A 25,620-nucleotide genomic window follows, 5' to 3' on the forward strand; every position below is an offset into this window, starting at 1 on the left:
TTGCCCTCCACCCCGTGCCACGCCCCACGCTTTCCACCCCGCGCCCGCGCCTGCGCTCTGTGCTCGCGCCCGCGTCTCGCGCCCGCGCCCGCGTCTCGCGCCCGCGCCTGCGCTCTGCGCTCGCGTCCGCGCCCGCGCCCGCAAACCTGAACACAGCATTCGAACTCCAACAGAATCCAGACAGAGCGCCGCTAAACCCCGGCGAACTTTCGCCGAATCCGGCTGAACTCGGCTGAATTCGGCTGAATTCTATCCGCAGCTTCCGAACTGGCAGCTAACAAACAGCTTCCGTGACTACGGTGGGAAAGCATGTTGAAGTTCTATGCATTTCAACTCTGGGAATGGCTGGTCGCCCACGGCATTCCCTTGAGTGCACTGATCATTATCGCAATTCTGATCCCCCGTGTCGGGCGTTTGGCGATTCGCATCGTCAGTGGTCGATTCGATCGTGGAGAAGAGGCAACAAAGTCCCGCCTCGCACTGGTCGGCGCGTTGGTGTACGTGGTGCAGGCGATTGCCTACTTCGCGATCATCATGCTGGGGCTGACGAACCTGGGCGTGCCCGCGATGGGGGCGGCGTTGCCGGCGACGGTTGTCTCGGCGGCTATTGGTTTCGGCGCGCAGAACGTGATTGGGGATTTCCTGGCGGGGTTCTTCATCATTTCGGAGCGCCAGTTCGGCGTGGGAGATTTCGTCGCTTTCGACGGCACGTCGAGCAACATTTCCGGCACCGTCGTCGCACTGACGTTGCGCGCAACGAAGATTCGTACTGCGTCGGGAGAGGTCGTGATGATCCCGAATGGTTCCGCGGGCGTGATTACAAACTATTCGCAGGATTGGTCTCGTGCGGTGGTGGATTTGGCTGTGCCGTTGCAGCCGGGCGAGTCGATGGCTCAGTTGACCGACCGCGTGGAGGCTACGGCTGCGGAAGCGCTCCGGGATCCGACGATCGCGGACGACGTGACTGGCGAGCTGGAAGTTCTGCCTGCAACGGACATTGTCGCTCCTACGGCGGCGGGTCAGTCGTGGCAGGTGAATTTCCGAGTGATGGTCGTGGTGAACCCGGCGCGCCAGTGGGCGGTGGAGCGCGTATTGCGCTCGGCTCTGGTGAATGTTTTCTGGGATCGTTACGACATGCCGCGGGTCTTTCGCGCTGGTACGGACGCCTCCGCCCACGCCTCCTCTTCACGCAGTCCCATCAAGGCGATGGCCGCGGAGTCCGCGCTGGCGCCTACGGAGGTCATGCCCGCCCAGCACCCCCGCCCGACGTCTGGGCACGCGCCACATGGCGGGCACACCGCCGCGGCCAACGCCGAGCCAGCGGCCGCGGCCAGTGACGCAGCCCCTGCACCCGCGACTGGCTCCGCGCCAGCGGCCGCGGCCAGTGACGCGGCGGCCGCCGCCGCGGGGAAAACCGCTGCCGGCGGAGAGAACGCGAACTCCCAGAGCGACTCCACTGCCAGCTCTGCGGAAGCGTACAGTCCGACCCACCCGGCGTCGAAAGACGATGGTCCGGGAACGGCTCCGTTGGACAGCGACGGAACCATCCGCCGCCGATCCGCCGCCGCCCCCACCAGCGCCAACGCCACCGCCACCGCAGTCGCCACCGCTCCGGACGCGGATGCGAACGCTACTGACAGCGTCGACTCTGCTTCTGCTGCCACCGGCGCCGCCAATGCCACTGGCACTGGCACGGACACTGGCACAGGCACAGGCGCAGGCACAGGCACAGGCACAGGCACAGGCGCGGACACTGACACAGAAAAGAACGCAGACGATTCAGAGCAAAACCACAGCCGGGGATTCTGGCGCGACGAAGAGCACTCCTCCCGGTTCAAGAGGATCATGAGCGTCGGCGGACGCACCCGCCCGTCGACGACCGGCCTGATCATTGCACTGATGGTGGTCGGTGGCCTGGCGTTGGCGTCATCGAACCCGGATGGACGCGACGCCGGCTGGCTCTCCCCTGACTACTGGCGCGACCGCCCGGCCAACAGTGCAACCACCAACAAGAAGGAATCCGACGAGAATCAGCCGACGGGAACCAACGGGACATCAGAGCAGCAATCCTCCGACAAGCAGCAGCCGACCGACGGCGAACAGTCTCCTTCCAACGGGGAACAGTCCCCCACTGGCAGCGAGCAGTCCCCCGCTCAGGGCAGCGATTCTTCTCTGAACGACCAGGGCGGCCAAAGCAATCAGAACCCGTCCGGCGGAGACAGCAACTCCCCTAGCAACAACCCCAGCGACGGATCCGGCAACGGTGGCGCCGGCGGCAATGGTAGCTCCGGCGGGAACGGTGGCGTCAGTGGCAACGGAGGCGCAAATTCCAACGGCGCTGCGGGTGGCGCTGCAAACGGCGGCGCGGGCGGAAATGCAGGCGCTGCAGGCGGGAACAGTGGCGCGGGCGGCGGCGCTCAGAATAATGTTTCGAACGAGCCGAAGGATTCCGAATTCGACGCTTTTGACTCCCCCGCGTCTATTACCCATCTACACGCCCTGGGCGCGCCCAATGCAACCAATGCAACGCGCGACTGATTAAATGACAGACATGAGCTCGAAGGTTTTCCACCCCAGCCGCGAACACATCCTCGGCGGGATCATCATGTTCCTGATCTGCCTGCTTTTCACCGGCTATAAGGTCGCCTGGTTTTTCTGGGTTCCGCTGCTGCCGCTAGTGTTTATTTTGTGGACTTTGCGAGTACGCACCACCGTGACGACCAAAGCCATCACCACGCGCTACCTCTTCCGCGCAGGCAAAACCATGCAGTGGGAAGACTTCCGCGCACTCCGCTTCAACCGAGCCGGACGCGCCTACGCAGTGGATAACCAGGAAAACAGCTTCTGGCTGCCGGGCGTGACCTTCAATTCCCTGGCGAGCTTGAGCTCCGCAAGTGGCGGTCGTATCCCCGATCCGGTGACCCCGGCACGCACAGCCACCGATGACAAGGTGCAGGTCGTGAACAAGGACGGCTACGCCGTACTCATGGACAAGGACGAGTACAAGGACTACGAAAAGCAGCGCCGCCGCGAAGCGGGAGTCGACGCTGGTGCCGAAAGTAGCCACGCGGAGCCAGGAGCAGCCAACGGGAAAGACAGCGCCCCCGACGCACAGAACTAACCGGGCGACGCAGCCAACCGAGCGGCACGCGCCAACCGGGCAGCGCAGCCAACCGGGCGACGCAGCCAACCGGGCGGCACGCGCCAACCGGGCGGCGCAGCAAATGCACGGCCACGAAAGCTAGATAGCAACCTCCACGAACAAAGACTCCACACAAAAACCCCACACTCAGAGATCCCACACTCCGAGACCCCACATTCAAAGACGACGAGAAGAGAACCGAGAACAGCATGAACGCCATCCCCTTGCGATCCAGTGTCACCACCCAAGGCCGCAACGCCGCCGGCGCCCGCGCCCTGTGGCGTGCGACAGGCATGACGGACAAGGACTTCGAAAAGCCCATCATCGCTATCGCGAACTCCTACACGCAGTTTGTACCGGGCCACGTGCACCTCAAGGACGTCGGAGACATCGTCGCCGACGCCGTCCGCGAAGCCGGCGGCGTTCCCCGCGAGTTCAACACCATTGCCGTTGACGATGGCATTGCTATGGGGCACGCGGGCATGCTCTACTCGCTGCCCAGCCGCGAAGTTATTTCTGACGCCGTCGAGTACATGGTCAACGGCCACGCAGCCGATGCGCTGGTGTGTATCTCCAACTGTGACAAGATCACGCCCGGCATGCTGAATGCCGCCATGCGTCTGAACATTCCGGTGGTGTTCGTATCCGGCGGGCCGATGGAAGCTGGCAAGTCGGTGGCAGTCGACGGTGTCGTGCAGGCTCCGACGGACCTCATTACCGCTATCTCCGCCTCCGCGTCGGACAAGGTCGACGCACAGTCGCTGTTGGAAGTTGAGTCCGCCGCCTGCCCGACATGCGGCTCCTGCTCCGGCATGTTCACCGCCAACTCGATGAACTGCCTGACCGAGGCGCTGGGCCTGTCGCTGCCGGGCAATGGTTCCACCTTGGCGACTCACGCCAAACGACGCGACCTGTTCACCAAGGCTGGCACCACCATCGTCGAACTGTGCCGCCGCTACTACGGCGAGGGGGATGCCTCCGTCCTGCCGCGCAACATCGCCACCCGCGAGGCCTTTGAAAACGCCATGGCGCTGGACATGGCAATGGGTGGATCCTCCAACACCGTGCTGCACATCCTCGCAGCTGCCCAGGAGGGCGAAGTCGACTTCGACCTCCACTCCATCGACCAGCTGTCACGGGAAGTTCCGTGCCTGTCGAAGGTCTCCCCGAACTCCGACTACCACATGGAAGACGTCCACCGCGGAGGCGGCATTCCCGCCATCCTCGGCGAGCTCTACCGCGCAGGCAAGCTGAACGAAGGCGTACACTCCGTTCACTCCGCCACGCTGAAGGAATGGCTGCTGGCCTGGGATATCCGCTCCGGCGCTGCCACGGAGGAGGCCATCGAGTTGTTCCACGCTGCCCCCGGTGGAGTCCGCACGACCGAGCCGTTCAGCACTGAGAACCGCTGGTCCAGCCTTGATACCGACGCGGAAGGTGGCGTCATCCGCGATGTAGAGCACGCGTACACCGCCGACGGCGGCCTGGTTATCCTCCGCGGCAACCTCGCTGAGGACGGTGCCGTGATCAAGTCCGCTGGCGTTGATCCGTCGATCTGGCACTTCGAAGGCACTGCACTGGTCGTCGAATCCCAAGAGGAAGCCGTGCGCGTGATCCTGGACAAGAAGGTCAAGCCGGGTCACGTTGTAGTCGTACGCTACGAAGGCCCCGCGGGCGGGCCGGGAATGCAGGAAATGCTGCACCCGACCGCGTTCCTCAAGGGCGCCGGGCTGGGCAAGGAGTGTGCTCTGATCACCGACGGGCGATTCTCCGGCGGTACGTCCGGCCTGTCCGTCGGCCACATCTCCCCCGAAGCCGCGCACGGCGGCCTGATCGGCCTGGTTCGCGACGGTGACCCGATCACTATCGACGTGCACGAGCGGCTCCTCCAGCTGAACGTCTCCGACGAGGAGATCGCGCGCCGCCGCACCGAGATGGAGGCCTCCGACAACCCTTGGACTCCCACCACCCGCCAGCGCAAGGTCACCAAGGCGCTGCGTGCATATGCCGCGATGGCAACCTCCGCCGACCGCGGAGCCGTCCGCGAAGTGAAGTAGCTCAGCCTCCTCGATCCTTTCCGCCTCGCCCCTTCCGCCTCGACCGCATCGAGTCGCGGCATCGTGGACAAACTGGCGTCTCGGTATTCCTTTTCCGAGGCGCCAGTTTCGCCTGTATGCAAGGGGTAGCTGGCCTTTCTTCCAATAAGGTTTTTGGCAATTGCGGGACGCGTCGATGAAGTGCTCAGTGATGACCATGCGGATGGCTTCGCCGGTGTATTTTCGCCCGATGCCGAGTTGGTAGAGCCTGCTTGCGCAGCGGACGGTTGCCTCTTGCCGTTTGGGGTAACGGAATCATTGCGGACACGCCATTGCTCTTCCGGTTGGCCGTTAGGGTCGGTGGTTTAGACCTCATGCGGTGTCCGTATTCCGTGGGCTAGGTGGGCGGTGAATACGAGTCCGTTGTCGGTGACGAGTTCGCCTTATTCGCGGACAACCCCCGCCGCGCCAACGCTGAAGTGTCGAACTCGGCGCCCGCCGCGCCGTCCGTAGGGTGGAGGACATGCGCGATTCAAATTCTCAGGCCCAGGTGACCCGTCAGTCGGTATCCGCGGCGGGTGGCGTCCATAGCAATAACCGCGACCGCGAAAGGGCTGATACGCATGGCGCTGACGTGCGTGGCGCTGGCGCTGGGATGATCCGCGTTCGCGACGCCCACCTTCGCAACCTCAAACACCAGGACGTCGAACTCCCCCGCAACGCGCTAGTAGCAGTGACAGGTGTGTCGGGATCAGGGAAATCGTCGCTGGCGTTCGGCACTTTGCACGGAGAGGCTCAGCGGCGGTACCTGGAATCCGTCGCGCCTTTTGCCCGCCGCCTGATCGGCGGAGCAGTGGACCCGCGCGTGGGATCCGTCGACGGGTTGCCGCCGACGGTAGCTCTGGAACAAGGCGCGCGGGCGGGCGGAGCTCGGTCGACGGTGGGGACGGTGTCGAACCTGTCGAACACCGTCCGCCTGTTGTTTTCCCGCTGCGGCGAATACCCGGCGGAGGTTCGAAAACGACACGGAGGCCGCTTGGCCTCGGACTGCTTCTCCCCTAATACGACCGCGGGAATGTGCCCAGAGTGCCAAGGCACGGGAGTCGTCCATGAGCCGACGGAAGAGACCATGGTTCCGGATCCGTCGCTATCCATCGACGAGGGTGCCATTGCCGCGTGGCCCGGTGCGTGGCTGGGGAAGAATTTCCACGACATTGTCGCGGAGCTCGGTTTCCCTATGGATGTTGCGTGGAAGGATATCCCCCAGGCCGACCGGGAGTGGATCCTCTTTACAGACGAGCGTCCGGTGGTGACTATTCACCCTCACCGGGGTGCGGATCAGATCCAGCGGACATATGAGGGCACCTGGCGTTCGGTGGCCTCTTATTTGCGGAAGACTCTGGCGGAGACCGGATCCGATTCCACGCGGAAGCGTGTGTTGTCGTTTATGAGGTCGTCCCGCTGTGGGGTGTGCGCCGGCCGTCGACTGATTGTCGACGCCCTCTCCGTGGAATACCTCGGCCTTCCCATCGATAGCCTTGGGGCGCTTCCCCTGGAGGACGTTCTCAAGCGTTTCGCTGCCCGCCGCGCCTCAACAGCACTGACCGCCGCTGAAACTTCCGCCACCGCGGAGGCGGAGCGGGCCAGCGCCGCGGCGGAGGCGGAGCGGATTCTGCTGGACCAGGCGATTCCGACTCTGGAATCGGTGGTGGATCTGGGCCTGGGGCATCTGAGCCTGGACCGCGCAGCCGCTACCCTGTCGGCGGGTGAGATGCAGCGGCTGCGGTTGGCGTCTCAGCTGCGGTCGGGGCTTTTCGGCGTGGCATACGTTTTGGACGAGCCGTCCGCGGGTCTGCATCCCGAGGAGCGCCGCGCGGTGATGAAGCTGATCCGGGGGTTCCTGGACGCGGGCAATAGCGTCCTGCTGGTCGAGCACGACATGCACCTGGTGGCGGAGGCCGACTGGATTGTCGACGTCGGCCCGGGAGCAGGCGAACTCGGCGGCGAGATCCTCTACTCCGGCCCGGCTGAAGAGTCCCGCGGCGCCGGCGGAAGCGCCGGGCTAGCGGAGCTGGATTCCCCGACCGGGCGGGCACTCGCCGCCGGGCCGCTGAAACTGGTCAGCGACGCGGACGCCCGCATCCCCTCCGGCAAACTCCGCCTCACTGACATCAACGAACGCACCCTGAACAGCCTCAACGTAGACTTCGGCCTCGGCGCATTCACCGCTATTACGGGCGTCTCCGGCTCCGGCAAGTCCACCCTTCTGCACGTGCTGGCCGACACACTAAGCGAACAGGTGAAGACGGCGGTTAACGATGGAGACGTGGCGTCCAAAGGTAAGAATCCGGTGACGAACCCTGCACAAACCGAAATCGCAAGCCCAAACCCCAGCGCCACACTCAGCGCCACACTCAGCGCAGACAAAACCATCGACCGGCTGGTGCAGATCTCGCAGAAGCCCATCGGACGGACTCCTAGGTCCTGCCTGGCGACGTACACCGGGCTGTTCGACAAGGTGCGCAAAATCTTCGCCCAAACCGACGCCGCCAAGCAGCGCGGGTGGACCGTGTCGCGATTCTCGTACAACGTCACCCAAGGACGCTGCCCAACCTGCAGCGGCGAAGGACAAATCGAAGTCGAGCTGGTATTCCTGCCCGGCAGCTACACTCCCTGCCCAGACTGTCACGGAGCACGCTACAACGCTGAAACGCTGGCCGTGACGTGGAACGGCCGGACGATCGCGGACGTGCTGGGATTAACCGTTGCCGAAGCGCGGGAAGTCTTCGCCGACGAAGCAGCCATCGCACGGGCGCTGCAGGCACTGTCGGCCGTGGGGTTGGATTATTTGCGACTCGGCCAGCCGGCGACGGAACTGTCCGGCGGAGAAGCTCAACGCATCAAGCTGGCCACTGAGCTGCAGCGCGCGCAGCGTGGTCACACTGTGTACCTCATGGACGAGCCAACCACCGGGCTGCACCCCGCGGACGTTGATCTGTTGGTCACAGAGCTCCAGCGGCTGGTCGACAGTGGAAACACGGTGGTGGTTGTCGAGCACGACATGCGAGTGGTCGCGCAGGCCGACCGGGTCATTGAGATGGGCCCAGGCGCTGGTGCGCGCGGTGGCCGGGTCGTAGCAGACGGAAGCCCCGCCGCAGTGGCCGAAACGGACACCGCAACAGGGCGGGTTCTAGCGGAGCGCAGCTAGCTAACTTCAGCTAGTTGAACGGGTTGCCTCCGCCGACGCCGAGCCACAGGCCGGCTGTCGCCGCTGCTGCGACGACGAAGAAGATCCACGCCGAGGCCAACGGGCGGGTTGCCCAGCCTCTGCTGCGATCGAGGCTGATCCGGCCGGGGCCGACGAAAATGATACTTATCGACGCCACCGTCAGCGCCGCCCACAATTGGACGTAAGGGTTCAGGCCGTATGGCCAGAGGGATCCTTGGAATCCATTGAGGTTATGGAACGTCATAAAGCCAGCGACGACCGTAGCGACTGCCGCGCCGAATGGCGTGAGCAGGCCGAGTAGCAGCAAGCCACCGGCGACGATTTCCGCCACCGGAATGCCGATCGCGAGGATGTCGGTGAAGTTGTAGCTTTCCAGCTGGCCTTGGAATACCTCCAGGCCGGGGTCTCCGCCGAAGGCGAACAGAGTCTGCAGTCCGCGTACCAGGAGGTACGCGCCCAGCACGACGCGCAGCAGGAAGAGTCCGAAGCTTGTGGTTCCACGCTTCGCAACGGATTGGGAGTCCTCCGCGCCCGCGCCGCCTGCCCCGCCTGCCGCGTTGGCGGGGATCTCCCGCTCGCCGACGTTCGCGCCCGCGCCGGTCGTCTCATCGCCGCCTGGGTTCCTCGTAACATCCGCACCTTGAGCGTCACCAGGCACACCCGCCCCAGTAACGCCAGCGCCCGCCGCGCTAGCCGCGCCCGCGCCGCCTACCGCGCCGCCTGCCGCGTTGGCGGGGATCTCCCGCTCGCCAACGTCCGCGCCCGCGCCCCTAAACTCCGAGGTTTCAGCGTCGTCGACCTTGCCCCAGCGGTCTTCGTCTCCCTTGGCCGAGGAGCTTCCGCCCGCAGTGGTCGCGCCCAGGCCAGCCCCAGCTGCGGCGCCGGCGGCAGCTGCCGTGCCGGAGCCGGACGAGGCCTCGGAGCCGTCCAGCTTGGTCAGATCGACATCCGAAGCGCTGTCGGTTTCCGGGTGATCCGTGTTGGCGTCATCAGTTCGAGTCGGCGCAGCATCGGGCGAACGGCTCTCGATGCGCTGAGGGCGAGCCCTCCCCAACATCGCATATACATCTCGCTTAGCCGGCTTCTCCGTGGCTTCGTCAGAATTTCCCACGTTGGCGTTCGCCTCCGGAGCGGACGCGTCCGCGGGCGCAGTCGCCTCAGCCTCGGCGGAATTCTCAGCGGAATTCTCGGCGGGCTTAGGGGCGTCCACGTCGGCGGGCTTAGCGATCTTCGTCGCCCCCGTCGAGGCCTCCTTGGGCTGGGGCTTTTCGTCGGCGTCGGCGCGCGCGTCGCGGCGGTAGACCGGTACGTCGATGTCATTGTTCATGTCATCGGCCAGCTCGTCCGCCGAGTTGTCGAACAAAGCGTCGTCTGGGCTAGGTCTACGGATTCGATCGGGCCTAGGGCTGTTGGGCTTTGCGTTGTTACTCACGCAACCCAGACTATTCTGACCAGCACGATTTGCGCGGGAGGTCGCTCGGCATGTCACAGATGGCGTACTCCATCGACTATGCCCCGGCCAGAGCGGCCTCCGACGGCACCCTGGCCGCCGACGCGCCGCTAGCTGAGCTTCTTAGCGATCAGCTGGTTAACCTGCGCGGGGTCTGCTTTGCCCTTCGTGGCCTTCATGACGGCGCCGACAATTGCGCCGGTTACCTTCTTGTTTCCTGCACGGTACTTTTCGACGATGTCCGGGTTTGCAGCCAGGGCTTCGTCGACGGCTGCTTCGATGGCACTGTCATCGCGTACAACTTCCAGGCCTCGGGCGGCGACGACATCGTCGACGTCGCCTTCCCCGGCCAGCACTCCGTCGACGGCCTGACGCGCAAGCTTGGTGGTTAGCTTGCCGTCGTTTACTAGTGACGCCACCCGCGCCACCTGAGCCGGCGTGATGTCGAGCCCGGTAAGTTCCACGCCTTGTTCGTTTGCCTTGCCAGCGAGGTAGGAAACCCACCAGGAGCGAGCCTCATCGGGCTTGGCGCCTGCTTCGACGGTGTCGATGACGAGGTCGAGGGCACCGGCGTTGACGAGATCGCGCATTTCCTCGTCCTTCAGTCCCCACTCCTTCTGGATGCGGGCGCGGCGGATCCATGGCATTTCCGGCAGGGTGGCGCGGATTTCTTCGACCCACTCGGCGGGTGCCAGCACGGGTGGCAGATCCGGGTCGTTGAAGTAGCGGTAGTCCGCCATGGTTTCCTTGGGTCGCCCCTTGGAGGTGGTGCCGTCGGTTTCCTGGTAGTGGCGGGTTTCCTGAACGATCTCCACGTCGTTGACGAGGCACGCTGCCTGGCGCTGCATTTCAAAGCGCACGGCTTGCTCGACGGACTTCAGGGAGTTGATGTTCTTCGTTTCGGTGCGCGTGCCGTATTCGGTGGTGCCGACGGGGCGCAGCGACAGGTTGGAGTCCACGCGCATGGAGCCTTGGTCCATGCGCGCGTCGGATACGCCAAGCGCCTTGACGAGGTCGCGCAGTGCGGAGACGTATGCCTTCGCAACTTCCGGAGCGCGTTCGCCGGCGCCTTCGATCGGTTTGGTCACGATTTCGATCAGTGGCACGCCTGCGCGGTTGCAGTCCACGAGGGATGCGGTGGCGCCGTGGATGCGGCCGTCTGCGCCGCCGAGGTGGGTCAGCTTGCCGGTGTCTTCTTCCATGTGCGCGCGCTCAATTTCCACGCGCCATTCGGTGCCGTCTTCCAGGACGACGTCCAGGTATCCGTCGTAGGCGATGGGCTCGTCGTACTGGGAGATCTGGTAGTTCTTCGGCTGGTCCGGGTAGAAGTAGTTCTTGCGCGCGAAGCGGGACTTCGGAGCAATCTCGCAGTTCAGCGCCAGGCCGATCTTGATGGCCCATTCCACGCCCAGCTTGTTTACGACGGGCAGCGCGCCCGGCAGGCCAAGGCTGCATGGGTCGACGTTGCTGTTTGGTGCGTCGCCGAATTCCGCGGAGGACGTGGAGAACATCTTCGTCTTCGTGGCGAGTTCGACGTGAACTTCCATGCCCATCACTGGGTCGAAGCGCTCCAGCACTTCGTCGAAGTCCATCACATCATCGGAGTAATCGTAGACAGGCGCAGTCATGCCAGCCATCTTAATACGTCCCCGCCACCTTGTGTCGTTAGGGTCACCCCGGTGGCAGCCACGTGACGCGCCCGCTGACGCGCGCCATCCGCCCGCGTCCGTGTTGCCCGTTTACTCCGTTGTGGTACGCGCATAGTAGTGCCATGTTTTCGGGGTTCGTTTCCCCTCCTTTGGCAAATTCCTGCAGGTGGTGGACTTGGCATTCATTCGCCGGACGCCCGCACCCTGGCCAGCTGCAGCGCGTCGTCTCGGCTTCGAGCATGCGGCGTTGTTTTCTGGACGCCAACCGCCTCACCCTGTACAAGTTCACCGGCCCTTGCTCTGGAGATATCAGGGTGATGTAGTCTCCATCTTTCAGCCCTGTGCCGCCCACGCCCGCGGCTACCACATCTGCCCCGGAAACCTCAGACCCCGCGACAGTTTCTGAAGCCGCACCGTCGGCGCGGGCGCCGGCTACGCCCGTGCCGGTCGGACCTGCAGTGCTGGCTGCACCAGAAGGAGGCTGAGCGGCGCGGGCACGGTCGGCGCTGGCACGGTCGGCGCGGGCACTGTCGGCGCAGGCACTGTCAGCGCGGGCAACTTGGATGCCAGCTTCCTCGAGCCGGCGGGCGACATACTCCGCACCCGTGAGGACGGCGCCGTTGGTAGCTTGCAGTTCAATCTCGTCCCCGTGGCCACCGAGCACCCGCATGTAGTCATCCAAACTGACGACAACGTTGGTGGTCAGCGTGCTGCGTTGGATAGTGCGATTCTCTGTCAGCCATGCAAGTGGATCGGTGCGCGCGGATTCCCAAATTTCCGACATGCGGTGCGACGGGCCGGTGAACTGAATGGTCGCTTTCTTCCCGTGCATGATCCGACGTCCCCCGTCGGCGGGAATCCGGGGGCCTTGCATTTCACGCCGCAGTTGCGTTGCCCGGCGGGAGATCGCCGCGTAGTCACCCGCTGTGTTGCAGAGCGCTTCGGTGAATACGTAGCGCTGTTTGATCCCCAGCATCCGCGCCCGCTCAGCGATGAGTATCAGCACGTCCAGCCCGTGTCCGTTTCGCCGCGCGGCCTCCAGGGCTCGCTTCTTGTACCTCGAGTACGCCGCCCCGGAAAAGTGTTCGGCAGCCCGCGCCACGCTCCGGGCAAGTTCCCGGTCCAGTGGCAGCTGCTCGGCGGGGGTTCCGAATGCTTCGGTCAGCAGCTCCACGCCGTGGCGCTGCGCGTCGGCCACTTGGCGCTGAAGCTCCGCGAGCTGCTGTAGTTTTTCCATGCCTCGGACGCTAGACCATCGGCAAGAATCCCGCCTCGCCCCGTACGACTGCCTGTGGATAACTCGCCCTCCCCGAGGGCGTTTTCCACAGGCAAATCATTTCCCCCTTGACAGCCTCTCCCCAGTGTGCAGTTCCAGCGCGCCGTCATACCGCACACGGCTCGATATACCGCGCACGGCTCGACATACGCAACTGCATCTGAGCCACATCGGGGCTACATCCGAACCGCCGGCTCGACTCGCGACTGCGCGCCGACGCCGCGCCATCGCGCCGCACCTGGCCGGTCGCGCACCCCACCACTGCGGCGTCTGCCGGCGTCCGCTAGCCGAAGAGCGAGCGCGCGGTGGCGTAGCGCTTCTCTGGTACTTCCTTCAGAGTACCGACGGCCTCTTCAAAGTCGATCAGTTCGATGCTGCCACCCTTGAGCGCAACGACCTTGCCGAATTCTCCCCTGATCGCGGCTTTGGTGGCGTTCACGGCAAACCGGGTGGCCAGCACTCGGTCGAACGCCGTGGGGGTTCCGCCGCGCTGGATGTGTCCCAGAACGGTCGACCGAACGTCGGTATCCAGTCGGTTTTCAATCTCCTTGGCGATCAGCGCGGACATGTTCTGGAACTTCTCGTGGCCGAACTGGTCCACTTCGCGTTCGGCGACGTCGAGGGTGCCTTCCTTTGGCAACGCCCCCTCGGCCACGACAATGATGCCGTACTTCTCCCCCAGCTGGAATCGACGAGCCATGCGGCGGCAGACGTCATCGATGTCGAAGGGGAATTCCGGAATCAGGATCTCGTGCGCACCTCCGGCCATGCCCGCGTGCAGCGCAATCCAGCCGACGTGGCGGCCCATGACTTCCACGATCATCACGCGGTCGTGTGATTCGGCGGTGGTGTGCAGGCGGTCGATGGCGTCGGTGGCTACGGCGACGGCGGTGTCAAAGCCGAAGGTGTAGTCGGTGCCGTTGACGTCGTTGTCAATGGTTTTCGGCACGCCGATGACCGGCACGCCGTTGTCGTGCAGGAAGCGTGCGCCTTTCAGGGTGCCTTCGCCGCCGATGGGGATCAGGGCGTCGATGCCCGCGTCCGCGAGGTTGGCTTTCACGCGATCGATGCCGGCCATGAAGTCGTTGGGGTGTAGGCGTCCGGTACCGAGGATCGTGCCGCCGCGTCGCAGGATCCGGTCGATGAAGTCGTCATCGTACAGTTGCACGCGACGGTCTTCCAGTAGTCCCTGCCAGCCGTCTTCAAATCCGACGACGGTATGGCCTTGTTCGGCCGCTGTCCGCACGATGCCTCGGATGACGGCGTTCAATCCTGGGCAGTCTCCACCACTGGTCAAGGTCGCAATACGCATGCTTTAAAGTGTAGCGACACGCTGCCGGATCTGCCGGGCGGAACTGGAGGCCTTTTTTATTGACGCCTACTCGCCTCCCCGACTGACTCCTGACCGAGCCATGCCGGAGGCCACCGCGCCGAGAATCAGCATGACTACCGCGGGCAGCAGGGAGTCCCCGAAGGCCTGGGGGCCGACCACGCCGACGCGGGCTTGCACGACGGCGGCGATGACGGCGGCTCCGGTGACGGCGCCGAGTTGCCGGGTGGCGTTGTACATTCCAGAGCCCGCACCGGCGAACTGGGGCGGCAGGTCCCGAAGGGTGGTGGTGGAGTTCGGAGCCCAGACGAAGGAGTTTCCGAACCCGAGGATCACGAACGCGCCGATCATCATCCATAGAGGCCGTTCGGGTCGCATGGAGAACACCAACGCGGCCACGCCCGTGGCCATCAGGCAGAACCCCAGTACTGCGAAGCGTCGGGGCTCATATCGGTCGACCAGCCTGCCGACGAAGGGCGCCATGAGGCCAGCGATGATGGCCATGGGCGTCACGACGAAAGAGGCTTTCATTGGACTGAAGCGGTGAACTTCCTGCAGGAACATCATCACTGGCACCATCATGCCGGCGATGGTGAAGCCCATGGTGAAGATGGATGCGTTGCCGAAGGCGAAATGGCGGCGTGCGAACAGGGCGATCGGAACTAGCGCACTGCCTGCGGACAGGCGCGACTGCAGCCAGACGAATGCCACCATCAGCGCCGCGCCTCCGAGCAGCAGCGCCCAGATCCACGGCGCCCAGCCGGCGGGGTCGCCTTCCTGGATGCCGTAGATGACCATGGTCATCGCCACCATGGACAGGACGATCGACGGCAGGTTGATGCGTTCTTCCGTCGGCTGGAACCGCGGTACCCAGCGGGCGACCATCACGACGGACAGCACGCCGATGGGCACGTTGATGAAGAACACCCACTGCCAGGTTGCGTATTGGGTGATGAAGCCTCCGAGCAGTGGTCCGGCGAGCGTGGAGATTCCCGCCGTGGCTCCCCAGATGCCCAGTGCTGCCCCGCGCTTGTCGCGCGGGAAGATGCGGTTGATCACGCTCATGGTCTGGGGCGTCAATAAAGATCCGCCAATACCCTGCACGGCACGGGCGGCGATCAGCGTTTCGATGCTGCCGGCCAGTCCGCAGGCCAGCGACGAGAGCGTGAAGATCGTCATGCCCGCGATGTACAGGTTTTTCGGCCCGAAGCGGTCGCCCAGTCGGCCGGTGACCATCAGAGGTACCGCGAATGCCAGCAGGTACGCACTGGTGACCCACAGCACCTGCCCGTAGTCGGCCTGCAGGTCGGCCTGGAACGCGGGCGTGGCGACGGCCACGATCGTCTGATCCAGCAGGATCATGAAGAAGCCGATGCACAGCGCCACCAGGGCGCGCCATGCTTGTGGGAGCGGAAGCGGCAGGGCGGGGTATTTCACTAGAGGGAGTCTACTGCCGCCCGCAGGGTCGGCAAACTGGCTTTGAACTCCGGCATCAGTGGCAGTTCTTCCAGCCGCTCGATGGGCTGCCACAGTAGTTCCAGCGATTCGGCGGTGGGGTGTAGTTCCAGGTGTTCGGTACAGGTGGCCAGGACGGTGGTGTACGTCCACTCGGTGATCTCCGGGTTTTCGTATTCCCACCAGAACGTTCCGCCGAGCCCGAAGATTCCGTGCGCATCCAGCGAGGCATCCAGGTTGGGGTGCCGGACGGGGAATTCTCGCAGGGCTTGGCGGGGATCCCCGTTGCGCTCGACGATCTTTTCAATGCCGGCAAACAGGTGCCGTTCGTCGTCACGGACGGGCAGGCGGCAGTAGGCGGTCTTGACGGGCACGGTGGAGGTCACGATTTCTCTGTGTACCTTTACTGAGGACGCCCCCACGCCCGTCTCCTCCCACGTCTCCCGCAGGGCACCGTCGGTGGGTGATTCGCCGACGTCGATCGCTCCCCCGGGCAGAGCCCAGGTGCCGCCGCGGTTGGTCCACTTGGCGCGGTGCTGCATCAGGACGTGCTGGTCGTCGGTGACGAGGAACAGCCCCGCCGCGCCGAGCACCCCCCAGCGCCGGGACCCGTCGGGGTCTTCGACTAAGCCGTCGCCTGTGTAAAGTTCGGGAATCCTACCCATGTCCCCCACCATACGCGGATCCGCGAACCGCAACCTCCCCCCGCAGATCTTGGGGCCGCCAGACCAGCCACGGGTGTGCTCGCCAAGGTCTCCGTCTCGGGCTGGCTAGACCCGGGCGGTTAGGCGCGGCCGGCCTCGAAGGCAGCGCCGACGCGGTACAGGCGGTCGTCGCCGTGCGCCGGGCCCATGATCTGCAGGCCGGTCGGCAGGCCGGTGTCGCTGGCGAAGCCGCCGGGCACGGACATGCCACATACGCCCGCCAGGTTCAGCGGCAGGGTGAACAGGTCGAACATGTACATTGCCAACGGGTCGTCGGTCTTCTCGCCCAGCTTGAAGGCGGTGGACGGCGTCACGGGAGCGACGATCGCGTCGACCTGCTCGTAGGCCTTGGCGAAGTCCTGGGAGATCAGGTTGCGGACGCGCTGGGCCTGCAAGTAGTACGCGTCGTAGTAGCCGACGGACAGAGCGTAGGTGCCCAGCATGATGCGGCGCTTGACCTCCGAGCCGAAGCCTTCGGCGCGGGTCAGGCTCATCACCTGGTCGGCGGAGCGGCTGCCGTCGTCGCCGCGGCGCTGGCCGTAGCGCATGCCGTCAAAGCGGGCCAGGTTGGAGCTGACCTCACACGGCAGGATCAGGTAGTACGCGTTCAGTGCGTGGTCGAGGTTCGGGCAATCGACCTCCACCAGTTCTGCGCCCTGGGACTTCAGCTGCTCCAGGTTCGCGTTGTACGCCTCCAGCACGCCGGGCTGGAAGGCCTCAGCGCGCTGGAACTGCTTGACCACACCCAACTTCACGCCGCTCAGGTCCCCGGAAGCTCCCTGCTTCGCGGCCTCGACGACCGGCGCGACTGCGTGGGAGGAGGAGGTCGAATCGTTGGCGTCATGCCCCGCAATAACCTCGTGCAGCAGCGCGGTATCCAGAACCGTGCGCGCCGTCGGCCCGCCCTGATCCAGGGAGGAAGCACAAGCCACCAGGCCGTAGCGGGAAACGGTGCCGTAGGTCGGCTTCACGCCGACGGTGTTGGTCAGCGCGGCGGGCTGGCGGATGGAGCCACCCGTGTCCGTGCCGATGGCCAGCGGAGCCATGCCCGCGGCCAGGGCTGCCGACGAGCCGCCGCCAGAGCCACCCGGGGTGCGCTCTAGGTCGTAGGGGTTCTTCGTCGGGCCGTAGGCGGAGTTCTCCGTAGAGGAGCCCATGGCGAACTCGTCCATGTTCGTCTTACCCAGGATCGGGATGCCGGCGGCGCGCAGTCGCATGGTGACGGTCGCGTCGTAGGGGCTCATGTAGCCTTCCAGCATCTTGGAGGCACACGTGGTCGGCGCGTCGGTGGTGGTGAACACGTCCTTCAGCGCCAGCGGCACGCCGGCCAGCTTGCTGGTCGGCTGGTCACCGGCGGCCAGCGCGTCGTCAACGTTGGAGGCCGCCGCCAGCGCCTCGTCGGCGCCAACGTGGAGGAATGCGTGGATGTCGCCGTCGATCTCGCCGATGCGATCCAGGTGGGCCTGGGTTACTTCCTGGGAGCTGATCTCGCGCGCGTGGATCTTCTCCGCCAATTCCGCGGCGGTCCAGGTGGTGAAGTCCGAGTCGTCCCGGGAACCGACGATGTACTTATTCTCAGCCATGAGTGTTCCTGAAGTTCCTTCTTCTAACGATTGATTGTTTGGCGTGCGTGTTTTGTTCGGCGCTGTTGCCTTTTATGACGCCAGCCGCCCCAGCCGGTCTAGTCCGCCAGGATCTGTGGCACTTCGAAGCGCTGCTCGCTTTGCTTCGGCGCCTGGTCCAGTGCCTGCTCCGCCGTCAGGCTCGGCACGACTACGTCTTCCCGCATGACGGCGACGTCTCCGTCAACGTTTTGGGTGGGGTGGCTCAGCGGCTCAATACCTTCGGTGTCGACCTTCCTGATCGCGGCCACGTGATCGACAATCCCGTCGATCTGAGCTGCGTATTCATCCAACTCCTGCTCCCCCAGGTCCAGGCGGGCCAGGCGGGCCAGGTGGGCAACATCTTCGCGCGAAATCTCAGACATGGGTTCCACTCTAGTCAAGCCAACCAGCCCCCGTGGACTTCAGGTGGCGCTAATATCGGTTCTATGTCTTTCCTCATGCGTGTCCGTATGCCCGATACCCCTGGCTCCCTCGGCCTGCTGGCCATGGCGCTGGGAACCGTCGGCGGGGACATCCGGGGCGTCGATATCGTTGGTCAGGCTGAACTCGAAGAGCCAAACACAGTGGTCGACGACATTGTCGTGTCCCTCCCCACCGGGCATTTGCCCGACAGTCTGATCACGGCCACGCAGGAACTCGATGGTTTCTTTGTCGATTCGATCCGCCCCTTTTCAGGCACAGTCGACCGACGCGGCCAGATTCAGATGCTGTCCGGGGTGGCGGAGCAGCGGCGTCATATAGAAAAAGCGCTAGAGATCCTCATGCAGGATCTGCCCCGCACCATGACGGCAGGCTGGGCGGTCGTGCTGGAAACGTCTCCGCGGACACACCGGGTGGCGGCTTCGTCTGCCGCGCCGGAGGACAATGGCCAGGAGCTCGACCAGCCCCCGCTGACCGAAGCGCGCGTGCTGAACCCCGAACGCGAGGACTGGATCCCCGAGAACTGGGCCGTTATGGATTCCGCACTGGCGGGCACTCCGATCGCCGGGACGGATCTGCTTTTGATCGTCGGCAGGCCGGGTGGGCCGGACTTCCTGGTCAGCGAGGTGGAGCATTTGCGCCAGCTCGGCTCGATTTTCGGCGCGCTGTTCAGCTAGCGCCAGCGGGCGGCGCGCTCTACTCGGCGCTGATGAAGAAGTCGTACGCAGGACTGTCCGTCACGTCCGTGGCGTGGTAGCCCAGCTGCTGCAGGTGGGCCTGGAATTCCGGGTCGCCGGAAACGTCTTCGAACGCCGCCAGCACGCGACCGTGGTCCATGCCGAAGCTGCGGTAGTGGAAGCCGGTGATGTTCCAGCGGGTGCCCAGCACTTCCAGGAAGTGCTGCAACGCGCCCGGGTTTTCGGGGAATTCAAAGCTGTAGGCGGTCTCGTCGACGTGCTGGCCGGGCGTTCCGCCGATCATGTAGCGGACGTGTTCCTTCGCAACGTCGTCGTCTGACAGGTCGACCACGCCGTAGCCTGCTTCGCGGAGGTCTGCGGCGATGGCTTTGCGCTCGTCCTCGCCGTTTTTTAGCTTGACGCCCACAAAGATGCGGGCGGGCTTTTCACCGTCGCGTTGGCCGACTCGGTAGCTGAATTCTGTGACGGCACGGTGGCCAAGCAGTTTGCAGAACTCGAGGAAGGCTCCCTCGCGTTCGGGGATGGTCACGCCGAAGATGCCTTCACCGCCCTCGCCGATTTCCGCGCGCTCGGAGACGTAGCGCAGGGAGTGGAAGTTGACGTTCGCGCCGGAGAGGACGTGCGCCAGAGTTTCCCCTTCGAGTTGGTGGGTGGCAGCGTAGCGCTTCAGGCCTGCGAGGGCGACGGCGCCGGCGGGCTCGGCGATGGCTCGCGTGTCGTCGAAGATGTCCTTGATGGCGGCGCTGATCTCGTCGGAGCTGACGGTGATGACGTCGTCGAGGTATTCGCGGCAGAGCCGGAATGTTTCGGCGCCAATCTGCTTGACGGCCACGCCTTCGGCAAAGAGGCTCACGTGGTCGAGGGCTACGGGCTTTCCGGCGGCGAGCGCGTGCGTGAGGCAGGCGGATTCCACCGGCTCCACGCCAATGACCTTGATGTTCGGATCCAGTTCCTTGAGCAGCACGGAGATTCCAGCGGCCAGTCCACCGCCGCCGACCTGGACGAAGACGCGGTCGACGTCCGGGCGGGCTTGGAAGATTTCCAGCCCGGCGGTGCCTTGGCCGGCGATTACCGCTTCGTCGTCGAAGGGGGCTACCCAGACCATGCCCTCAACCTCGGAAAGCTCCATGGCCTTAGCCTTGGCCTCGTCGAAGTTGGCGCCGTGCAGCAACACTTCCCCGCCGAAGCTACAAACCGCATCGATTTTGATGCTGGGGGTGACTTCCGGCATCACGATCACGGTGCGGATGCCTAGCTCAGTGCCGGACAGCGCTACGCCCTGGGCGTGGTTTCCAGCGGATGCGGCGACGACTCCGCGGGCGCGCTCTTCTTCCGTGAGCTGGGCCATGCGGTTGAATGCGCCGCGGATTTTGAAGCTGTGGACGGGCTGCAGGTCTTCGCGCTTGACCAGAATCTCGTTGCCGATGCGCTTCGACAGCGTTTCCATGTACTCGAGTGGCGTGTTCGTTGCGACTCGGTAGACGGGCGCGGAAACGATCTTCTTTAGGTATTCCGCGCCGTTTCCCGCGCTGACAGGATGCGAAGCTTCATGTGACATGCGCTTCAGTATAGCCCCGCCGGTGATCCCCCTTACCCGGCGGTCCCCGCACCCCCACAGTCGCGAGCCCCGGCGTTACTGCCCCGCCCCAGCCGCCACTGCGACTGCTAAGGCTGCGGCCGCGCTACCAGCTCTGCGCCAACGCCCCTGCGCCAACTTCCCTGAGGTAACACCTCTGCGCGGTTTAACACCAATGGCGCTGGCGCTTACTGCTGGCGGTAGTCGTCCAGGTTGACCTGCGGGGTGGGCTGCAGGTGCTCCGTGGCGGGGTTCTTCACCGACGGGTATTTGAGGTCGACATCATGGTCATCTGCGGTTCCAACGTACGGATCCTGGCCATTGAGCACCCGCTTGACCTGTTCCTTGTCCACTGTGTTCGTCCACTTGCCAACCAGCAGAGTGGCCACTGCGTTACCGGAGAAGTTGGTCAGGGCGCGGGCCTCAGACATGAAGCGGTCGATGCCAGCGATGATGTCCACGCCGTCCAGCAGCTCCGGACGGTGCGATTGCAGACCGACAGCCAGGGTTGCGATACCCGCGCCGGACACACCCGCGGCACCCTTGGAGGCGATAATCATGAAGATCAGCAAGCTGATCTGATCCCCCATGCTCAGGTGCACGTTCATGGCGTCCGAAATAAAGATGGCTGACATGGTCAGGTAAATCGCGGTGCCGTCCAGGTTGAAGGAATAGCCCGTCGGCACGACGATTCCGACCGTGGACTTGTCCACGCCGACGTGTTCCATCTTGCGCATCAGGTTCGGCAGCGCGGACTCAGAGGAGCTGGTAGCGAAGATAAGCAGGTACTCGCGCCCCAGGTACTTCACCAGCTTGAAAATATTGAAGCCAGTGAAGACTCGCAAGATGGTTCCCAGAATCACGAAGATGAAGATGATGCAGGTGATGTAGAAGCCTAGGATCAAGATGCCGAGCTGCAGCACTGCCTTAATACCAGTGCCGCCGACTACGCCAGCCATCGCACCAAACGCGCCGATCGGGGCCAGCCACAGGATCCAGGACAGGATCTTGAAGACCAGCTTCTGCAGAGCGGCCACGAAGCCCAGGATCGGCTCGCCGGCCTTGCCCATGGATTGCGTTGCGAAGCCGACCAACAGGGCGATTAGCAGTACCTGCAGAATCTTGCCTGAGGTGAAGGCGCTGAAGAAGGTTTCAGGAATGATGCTTTGTACGAACCCGGTCTCTTGCCCTTTATTGGCGTCGAAGCCGCCGGTTTTTCCAATGTTCAGCCCATCGCCTGGCTGCAGCAGGTTTCCCACGACTAGGCCTACTGCGAGGGCGAAGGTGGACATCGTGATGAAGTAGGCCAGTGCCATGCTTCCTGCTTTGCCTACTGACGCCGCAGACCTCACCGAGCCAATTCCCAGCACGATCGTGCAGAAAATCACCGGTGGGATGATCATTTTGATCAGCGTGACGTAGGTGGTTCCGAGCTCTTTGAACCCCTTTGCGACATCGGGTGCCACGAGGCCGAAAATGATGCCGGCGATCACTGCGACGATCACGCCGATGTATAGCCAGTGGGTGTTGTCCTTCTTCTCCCGCTTCGACTCAGCGATCTGCGGAGAGGTGGCAACCGCGGCTCCGGCGGCGACGGGCTGGGTGCCGTCGAGCCCGGAACCATTGAGCTCTGCGCCATAAGCGCCATTGGGTTCTGCGCCATTGGGTTCTGCGCCCTGGGGATTGTTCTTGTCATCCATGGATCCCTGGTGCTCCATTTCACTATCTTTAATAGGTTCACTTGAAAGCGCCGGCCTTCTCCCCCGTGCGCGACCACGCCGTCCATTGGCTCTGGCGGGAGCGGTTGGGGGCGTCACAAAGATCGCGAAGGAATAGACCTCAACACTTTCATTGTGCTACTTCGAGAAGATAAGTAACAAATGACCAGTGCCATAGGATCGGGCTGGGTCGTCGCGTAGCAGCCCAAGCGCCGTTGACCTGCGAGACCATGCGGAGTCCGTGCCAGTTACACCGTGGCCAAAAAACGCCCTTTTCATGCGGAAACCCGCTTCTTTTCCTAGACTCTCTATCCGCAACGGAAAATATTTTCGTATCGGGAACATTGCGCCGATGTAACGCATCCCACACTTGAAAACTCGTATATACCTATGTCTAAAGGAAGGCGTTGATTCCCTTTGTTGTCCGCTGAATCGGCTCAGCACATCAGCCAGAGACAAAAGCCGCAGGCCATACAGCCACAAAATCCACCCGCCACCACCTGGCGCCTGGCCACCGCCCTGCTGGCATTCCTCACCATCCTGGCACTACTGCCCATCCTGGCTGTCAACGCCAACGCAGAGGACAACAACACCGGCGGCGACGGCACCGGTGGCGCCGCAGGTGCCGGAGGCGACGGCAAAGTCGCCATCGTCCTCGACGCCTCAGACTCCATGGCCGAAAAGGACACCAACGACGGCGGCACCCGCATGGACGCAGCCAAAAAAGCCGCCACCGACACCATCAACACCCTCGCCGACAAAACCCAAACCGCCATCATCGCCTACGGATCCAAAGAATCCAACGCCCCCGACAACCGCGCCAAAGGCTGCCAAGACATCACCACCCTCGCACCCCTAGGCAACAACAAGGCCGAAGACCTCAACAACAGAATCAACGGCCTCCAGCCCAAGGGCTACACCCCCATCGGCAACGCCATCAAGAAAGCCGCCGAAGAACTCGGCGACTCCGGCAAACGCAACATCATCCTCGTCTCCGACGGCATCGATACCTGCGCCCCACCACCAGTCTGCGACGTAGCCAAAGACATCGCCGGCGACGGCATCGACCTCGCCATCCACACCGTCGGATTCAAAGTCGACAACAAAGCCCAAAAAGAACTCCAATGCATCTCCGAAGTCTCCGGCGGCACTTACTCCTCCGCCGATGACACCGACGCACTTTCCAAAGCCCTCGCCGACGCCGCCCAACGCGTCGCCGGCGACTACGAATCCGCAGGCACACCCGTCCAACTAGCGGACAACGCCACCGACGGGTTCTACCTCGGCGAAGGCCTCTACCAAAGCTCCCTACCCGGTCCGCGCGATAACTCCAATGGAGGAGAAGGCGACGAGAAGTGGTTCAGCATCAGCATCCCAGAAGGCAAGAAAGCTCAGGTCTCGGCGAACCTGGTGCCGGTTGGCTTCGAGGGCGGCGACCACATCTACTACAACGTTGACGTCGAGTATAAGAACGATACCTGTGACCACAGTGGATCCGGTTACTACAGCGGTTCCAATTGGCCCGGGCCGCCGGAGGCGGAAACTGTAACGATCGATCCAGAAGAGGACTGTGATCCGACGAAGTACCGCGTGAAGTTGAACCACTCCGGCACCGAAATTGACCACGACCTGCCGGTGGAGATCGTCATCGGTTTCGAGCCCCAGGTCGACGGCTCCGAAACCGGACCGAAGAACGATCGTGAAGTCCCGGAAGGCGAAGACAGGGATAAGGTCAAGGTTCCCAGCTCTAAGCCGACGCCAACCCCTGGCGGCACGTCGTACAACAAGGCAACCGAAATCACCCCGGGCACGGTGTCCGACACCCTAGTTCCCGGGGAGACGAAGTTCTACCGTATGAACGTCGACTGGGGCCAGCGCCCCCTCGCGGAAGTGGAATTCGACAAGAAGCACTCGAACGATTCCCGAAATGGGGATATTTACGTCGCATCTCCCCGTCGCACAATTACTTCTAAGGAGACTGTTAAGTCCCTCGATAAGGATGTTCCCGTCACTGCACGAGCTGTGAGTACGCCGTACGTCTTCTACCGCAACAAGGAAGGAAACGTATCCCAAGACAAAGCTTCGGATGCCGGTCAGTGGTACATCATGGTCACTCTCGAGGGCTACAGCGACAACGGAAAGCAGGATAAAGACATCGAGTTCCGCCTGTCGACCGCCTTGGAGGGCAATAAGGTCGATGGACCGGAGTGGCGTCAAACCCTAGAGCCCGGACCGGCACCATCCCAAGACCCGCCCGGCAGCAGCAACGACGACGGCAGTGGCAACAGTGATGGCGCAGAAAGCGGCGACGGCAACAACGGCGACGAGGCCGCCGCGCAGGCCAAGGACATCGACAACGCGTCCCAGAGCAACACCATCCTCTACATCGGCCTGGGAATCCTAGCCGTGATCCTGGCTGCAGCCGTGGCGGTGTACTTCACCGCCGTGCGCCGCAAGTAGCGGCCGCGCGGCGCGGGCTCAGCTCGCCGTCGCCTCCCCTTCTCGCGGCCTAGTGTTCCCACCGGCTAGGGGTTCCCGCGGGCTGAGGGTTCCCGCGGGCTGGGGTCACTCCGCTAGTGGCCACGCGGTGTTGACCGGCACGTCCTTGCCTTTCTTCTGGAACCATTCCTGCAGAGATTTCTGCGATTCGTAGAACCACGTGGCCTGGGCAAGCATCAATTCATCCGTCGACATTTGCACAATTTCGGGGTACTTGCGCGCCAGCATCCATGCCACACGAGCGGCAGCCACCGCATCTGCCGTCGCCTCGTGGGCATTGTCCAGAACCACACCGTAGTGCTCGCACACACTTTCCAACGTGCGCTTGCCTTTGCGGTACTGATCTTTCGCCCGATCTACGACAAAGGGATCGAACACCGGGCCGTCGACGGTGAAGCTCGGCTCCAACGCTCGCAGCACGCTGAGGTCGTAAGCAGCGTTATACACGATCAGCGTGGCACCAGCGCGCCATGCCTCGCGTATGCCTTCGATGGTTTTGGCCAGCACTTCGTCGTGATCCTGGCCGTGTTCGCGGGCGTACTCGGTGGTGATGCCGTGGACGTCAGAGGCCTGCTGCGGAATCTCCACGCCAGGGTCGGCGAGCATTTCAATGTCGTTTCTTTCCCGTCCCTTGATCGTCACCAGTGCGCTGGTGACGATGTGGGCGGTCTTTGGGTCTACGCCGGTGGTTTCCAGGTCGAAGCTCAGCATGTGTGCCGGGTCAAAATGCGGTGCAGTCATGCTGACCACTCTATAACTGTCCCCGGACACCCCCTCGCGGTGTTCGACAAGAAAATGGTTTTTCTTCACCAC

General features: G+C 63.7%; 17 protein-coding genes and 1 pseudogene. 6 read left to right on the forward strand and 12 right to left on the reverse strand.

Going from position 1 to position 25,620, the window contains the following annotated elements:
• The first annotated feature begins 309 nt into the window (after positions 1-309).
• From L8U58_RS00300 to ilvD, 3 genes are all read left to right on the forward strand, one after another.
• Complete coding sequence (locus L8U58_RS00300; protein ID WP_269954429.1) at positions 310-2,538, forward strand: mechanosensitive ion channel family protein; 2,229 nt, start codon at positions 310-312, stop codon at positions 2,536-2,538.
• 13 nt (positions 2,539-2,551) lie between these two features.
• Positions 2,552-3,121, forward strand: a complete 570-nt coding sequence (locus tag L8U58_RS00305; protein ID WP_237744254.1) for a PH domain-containing protein — start codon at positions 2,552-2,554, stop codon at positions 3,119-3,121.
• 230 nt (positions 3,122-3,351) lie between these two features.
• A complete protein-coding gene (gene ilvD, locus L8U58_RS00310; protein ID WP_269954430.1) occupies positions 3,352-5,199 on the forward strand; it encodes a dihydroxy-acid dehydratase in 1,848 nt (615 codons plus the stop codon).
• 120 nt (positions 5,200-5,319) lie between these two features.
• Here ilvD and L8U58_RS00315 read toward each other — a convergent pair.
• Positions 5,320-5,582, reverse strand: a pseudogene (locus L8U58_RS00315) (IS481 family transposase); the annotation flags it as partial.
• 251 nt (positions 5,583-5,833) lie between these two features.
• Between L8U58_RS00315 and L8U58_RS00320 the strand changes: the two are divergent.
• The gene (locus L8U58_RS00320) at positions 5,834-8,386 is read left to right on the forward strand and encodes an excinuclease ABC subunit UvrA (RefSeq protein WP_269954546.1); all 2,553 of its coding nucleotides are present in this window, start codon (positions 5,834-5,836) and stop codon (positions 8,384-8,386) included.
• A 10-nt stretch (positions 8,387-8,396) separates the two neighbouring features.
• On the opposite strand, the gene L8U58_RS00325 is transcribed toward L8U58_RS00320, so the two are convergent.
• The 8 genes from L8U58_RS00325 to gatC all read right to left on the reverse strand — a co-directional run bounded on the left by L8U58_RS00325 (position 8,397) and on the right by gatC (position 18,258).
• Positions 8,397-9,839 carry a DoxX family membrane protein gene (locus tag L8U58_RS00325; protein WP_269954431.1) on the reverse strand — a complete coding sequence of 481 codons (1,443 nt, stop codon included), beginning with the start codon at positions 9,837-9,839 and terminating at the stop codon, positions 8,397-8,399.
• A 128-nt stretch (positions 9,840-9,967) separates the two neighbouring features.
• Positions 9,968-11,485, reverse strand: a complete 1,518-nt coding sequence (gatB, locus tag L8U58_RS00330; RefSeq protein ID WP_192817062.1) for an Asp-tRNA(Asn)/Glu-tRNA(Gln) amidotransferase subunit GatB — start codon at positions 11,483-11,485, stop codon at positions 9,968-9,970.
• A 43-nt stretch (positions 11,486-11,528) separates the two neighbouring features.
• Positions 11,529-12,743, reverse strand: coding sequence for an HNH endonuclease signature motif containing protein (locus L8U58_RS00335; protein ID WP_269954432.1), 1,215 nt, complete (start codon positions 12,741-12,743; stop codon positions 11,529-11,531).
• 322 nt (positions 12,744-13,065) lie between these two features.
• Positions 13,066-14,094, reverse strand: coding sequence for an ATP-dependent 6-phosphofructokinase (locus L8U58_RS00340; protein WP_034979155.1), 1,029 nt, complete (start codon positions 14,092-14,094; stop codon positions 13,066-13,068).
• A 66-nt stretch (positions 14,095-14,160) separates the two neighbouring features.
• Entirely contained in the window at positions 14,161-15,549 is a 1,389-nt protein-coding gene (locus L8U58_RS00345; protein ID WP_269954433.1) for a DHA2 family efflux MFS transporter permease subunit, read from the reverse strand.
• A complete protein-coding gene (locus tag L8U58_RS00350; RefSeq protein ID WP_269954434.1) occupies positions 15,549-16,232 on the reverse strand; it encodes an NUDIX hydrolase in 684 nt (227 codons plus the stop codon). The genes L8U58_RS00345 and L8U58_RS00350 overlap by 1 nt, the downstream gene beginning before the upstream one ends.
• Positions 16,233-16,351: 119 nt before the next feature.
• Positions 16,352-17,854, reverse strand: a complete 1,503-nt coding sequence (gene gatA / locus L8U58_RS00355; RefSeq protein WP_269954435.1) for an Asp-tRNA(Asn)/Glu-tRNA(Gln) amidotransferase subunit GatA — start codon at positions 17,852-17,854, stop codon at positions 16,352-16,354.
• A gap of 98 nt (positions 17,855-17,952) precedes the next feature.
• Positions 17,953-18,258 (reverse strand): Asp-tRNA(Asn)/Glu-tRNA(Gln) amidotransferase subunit GatC, encoded by a 306-nt coding sequence (gene gatC, locus L8U58_RS00360; protein WP_034970841.1) that lies wholly within the window; start codon positions 18,256-18,258, stop codon positions 17,953-17,955.
• Between the two features lie 63 nt (positions 18,259-18,321).
• Between gatC and L8U58_RS00365 the strand changes: the two genes are divergently transcribed.
• Positions 18,322-18,993 (forward strand): ACT domain-containing protein, encoded by a 672-nt coding sequence (locus tag L8U58_RS00365; RefSeq protein ID WP_034979161.1) that lies wholly within the window; start codon positions 18,322-18,324, stop codon positions 18,991-18,993.
• A 19-nt stretch (positions 18,994-19,012) separates the two neighbouring features.
• Here the strand turns inward: L8U58_RS00365 and ilvA are convergent, their stop codons facing one another.
• Both ilvA and L8U58_RS00375 read right to left on the reverse strand, forming a co-directional pair.
• Entirely contained in the window at positions 19,013-20,572 is a 1,560-nt protein-coding gene (gene ilvA / locus L8U58_RS00370; protein WP_269954436.1) for a threonine ammonia-lyase, biosynthetic, read from the reverse strand.
• 206 nt (positions 20,573-20,778) lie between these two features.
• Entirely contained in the window at positions 20,779-22,290 is a 1,512-nt protein-coding gene (locus L8U58_RS00375) for a cation:dicarboxylate symporter family transporter (protein WP_269954547.1), read from the reverse strand.
• A 435-nt stretch (positions 22,291-22,725) separates the two neighbouring features.
• On the opposite strand from L8U58_RS00375, the gene L8U58_RS00380 reads away from it, so the two are divergent.
• Entirely contained in the window at positions 22,726-24,768 is a 2,043-nt protein-coding gene (locus L8U58_RS00380; RefSeq protein ID WP_269954437.1) for a vWA domain-containing protein, read from the forward strand.
• A 105-nt stretch (positions 24,769-24,873) separates the two neighbouring features.
• Here the strand turns inward: L8U58_RS00380 and L8U58_RS00385 are convergent, their stop codons facing one another.
• Positions 24,874-25,548, reverse strand: coding sequence for a 3'-5' exonuclease (locus L8U58_RS00385; protein ID WP_269954438.1), 675 nt, complete (start codon positions 25,546-25,548; stop codon positions 24,874-24,876).
• Between the last annotated feature and the right edge of the window lie 72 nt (positions 25,549-25,620).

The sequence above is a fragment of the Corynebacterium macclintockiae genome (assembly GCF_027570165.1).
GTDB classification, from domain to species: Bacteria; Actinomycetota; Actinomycetes; order Mycobacteriales; family Mycobacteriaceae; genus Corynebacterium; species Corynebacterium macclintockiae.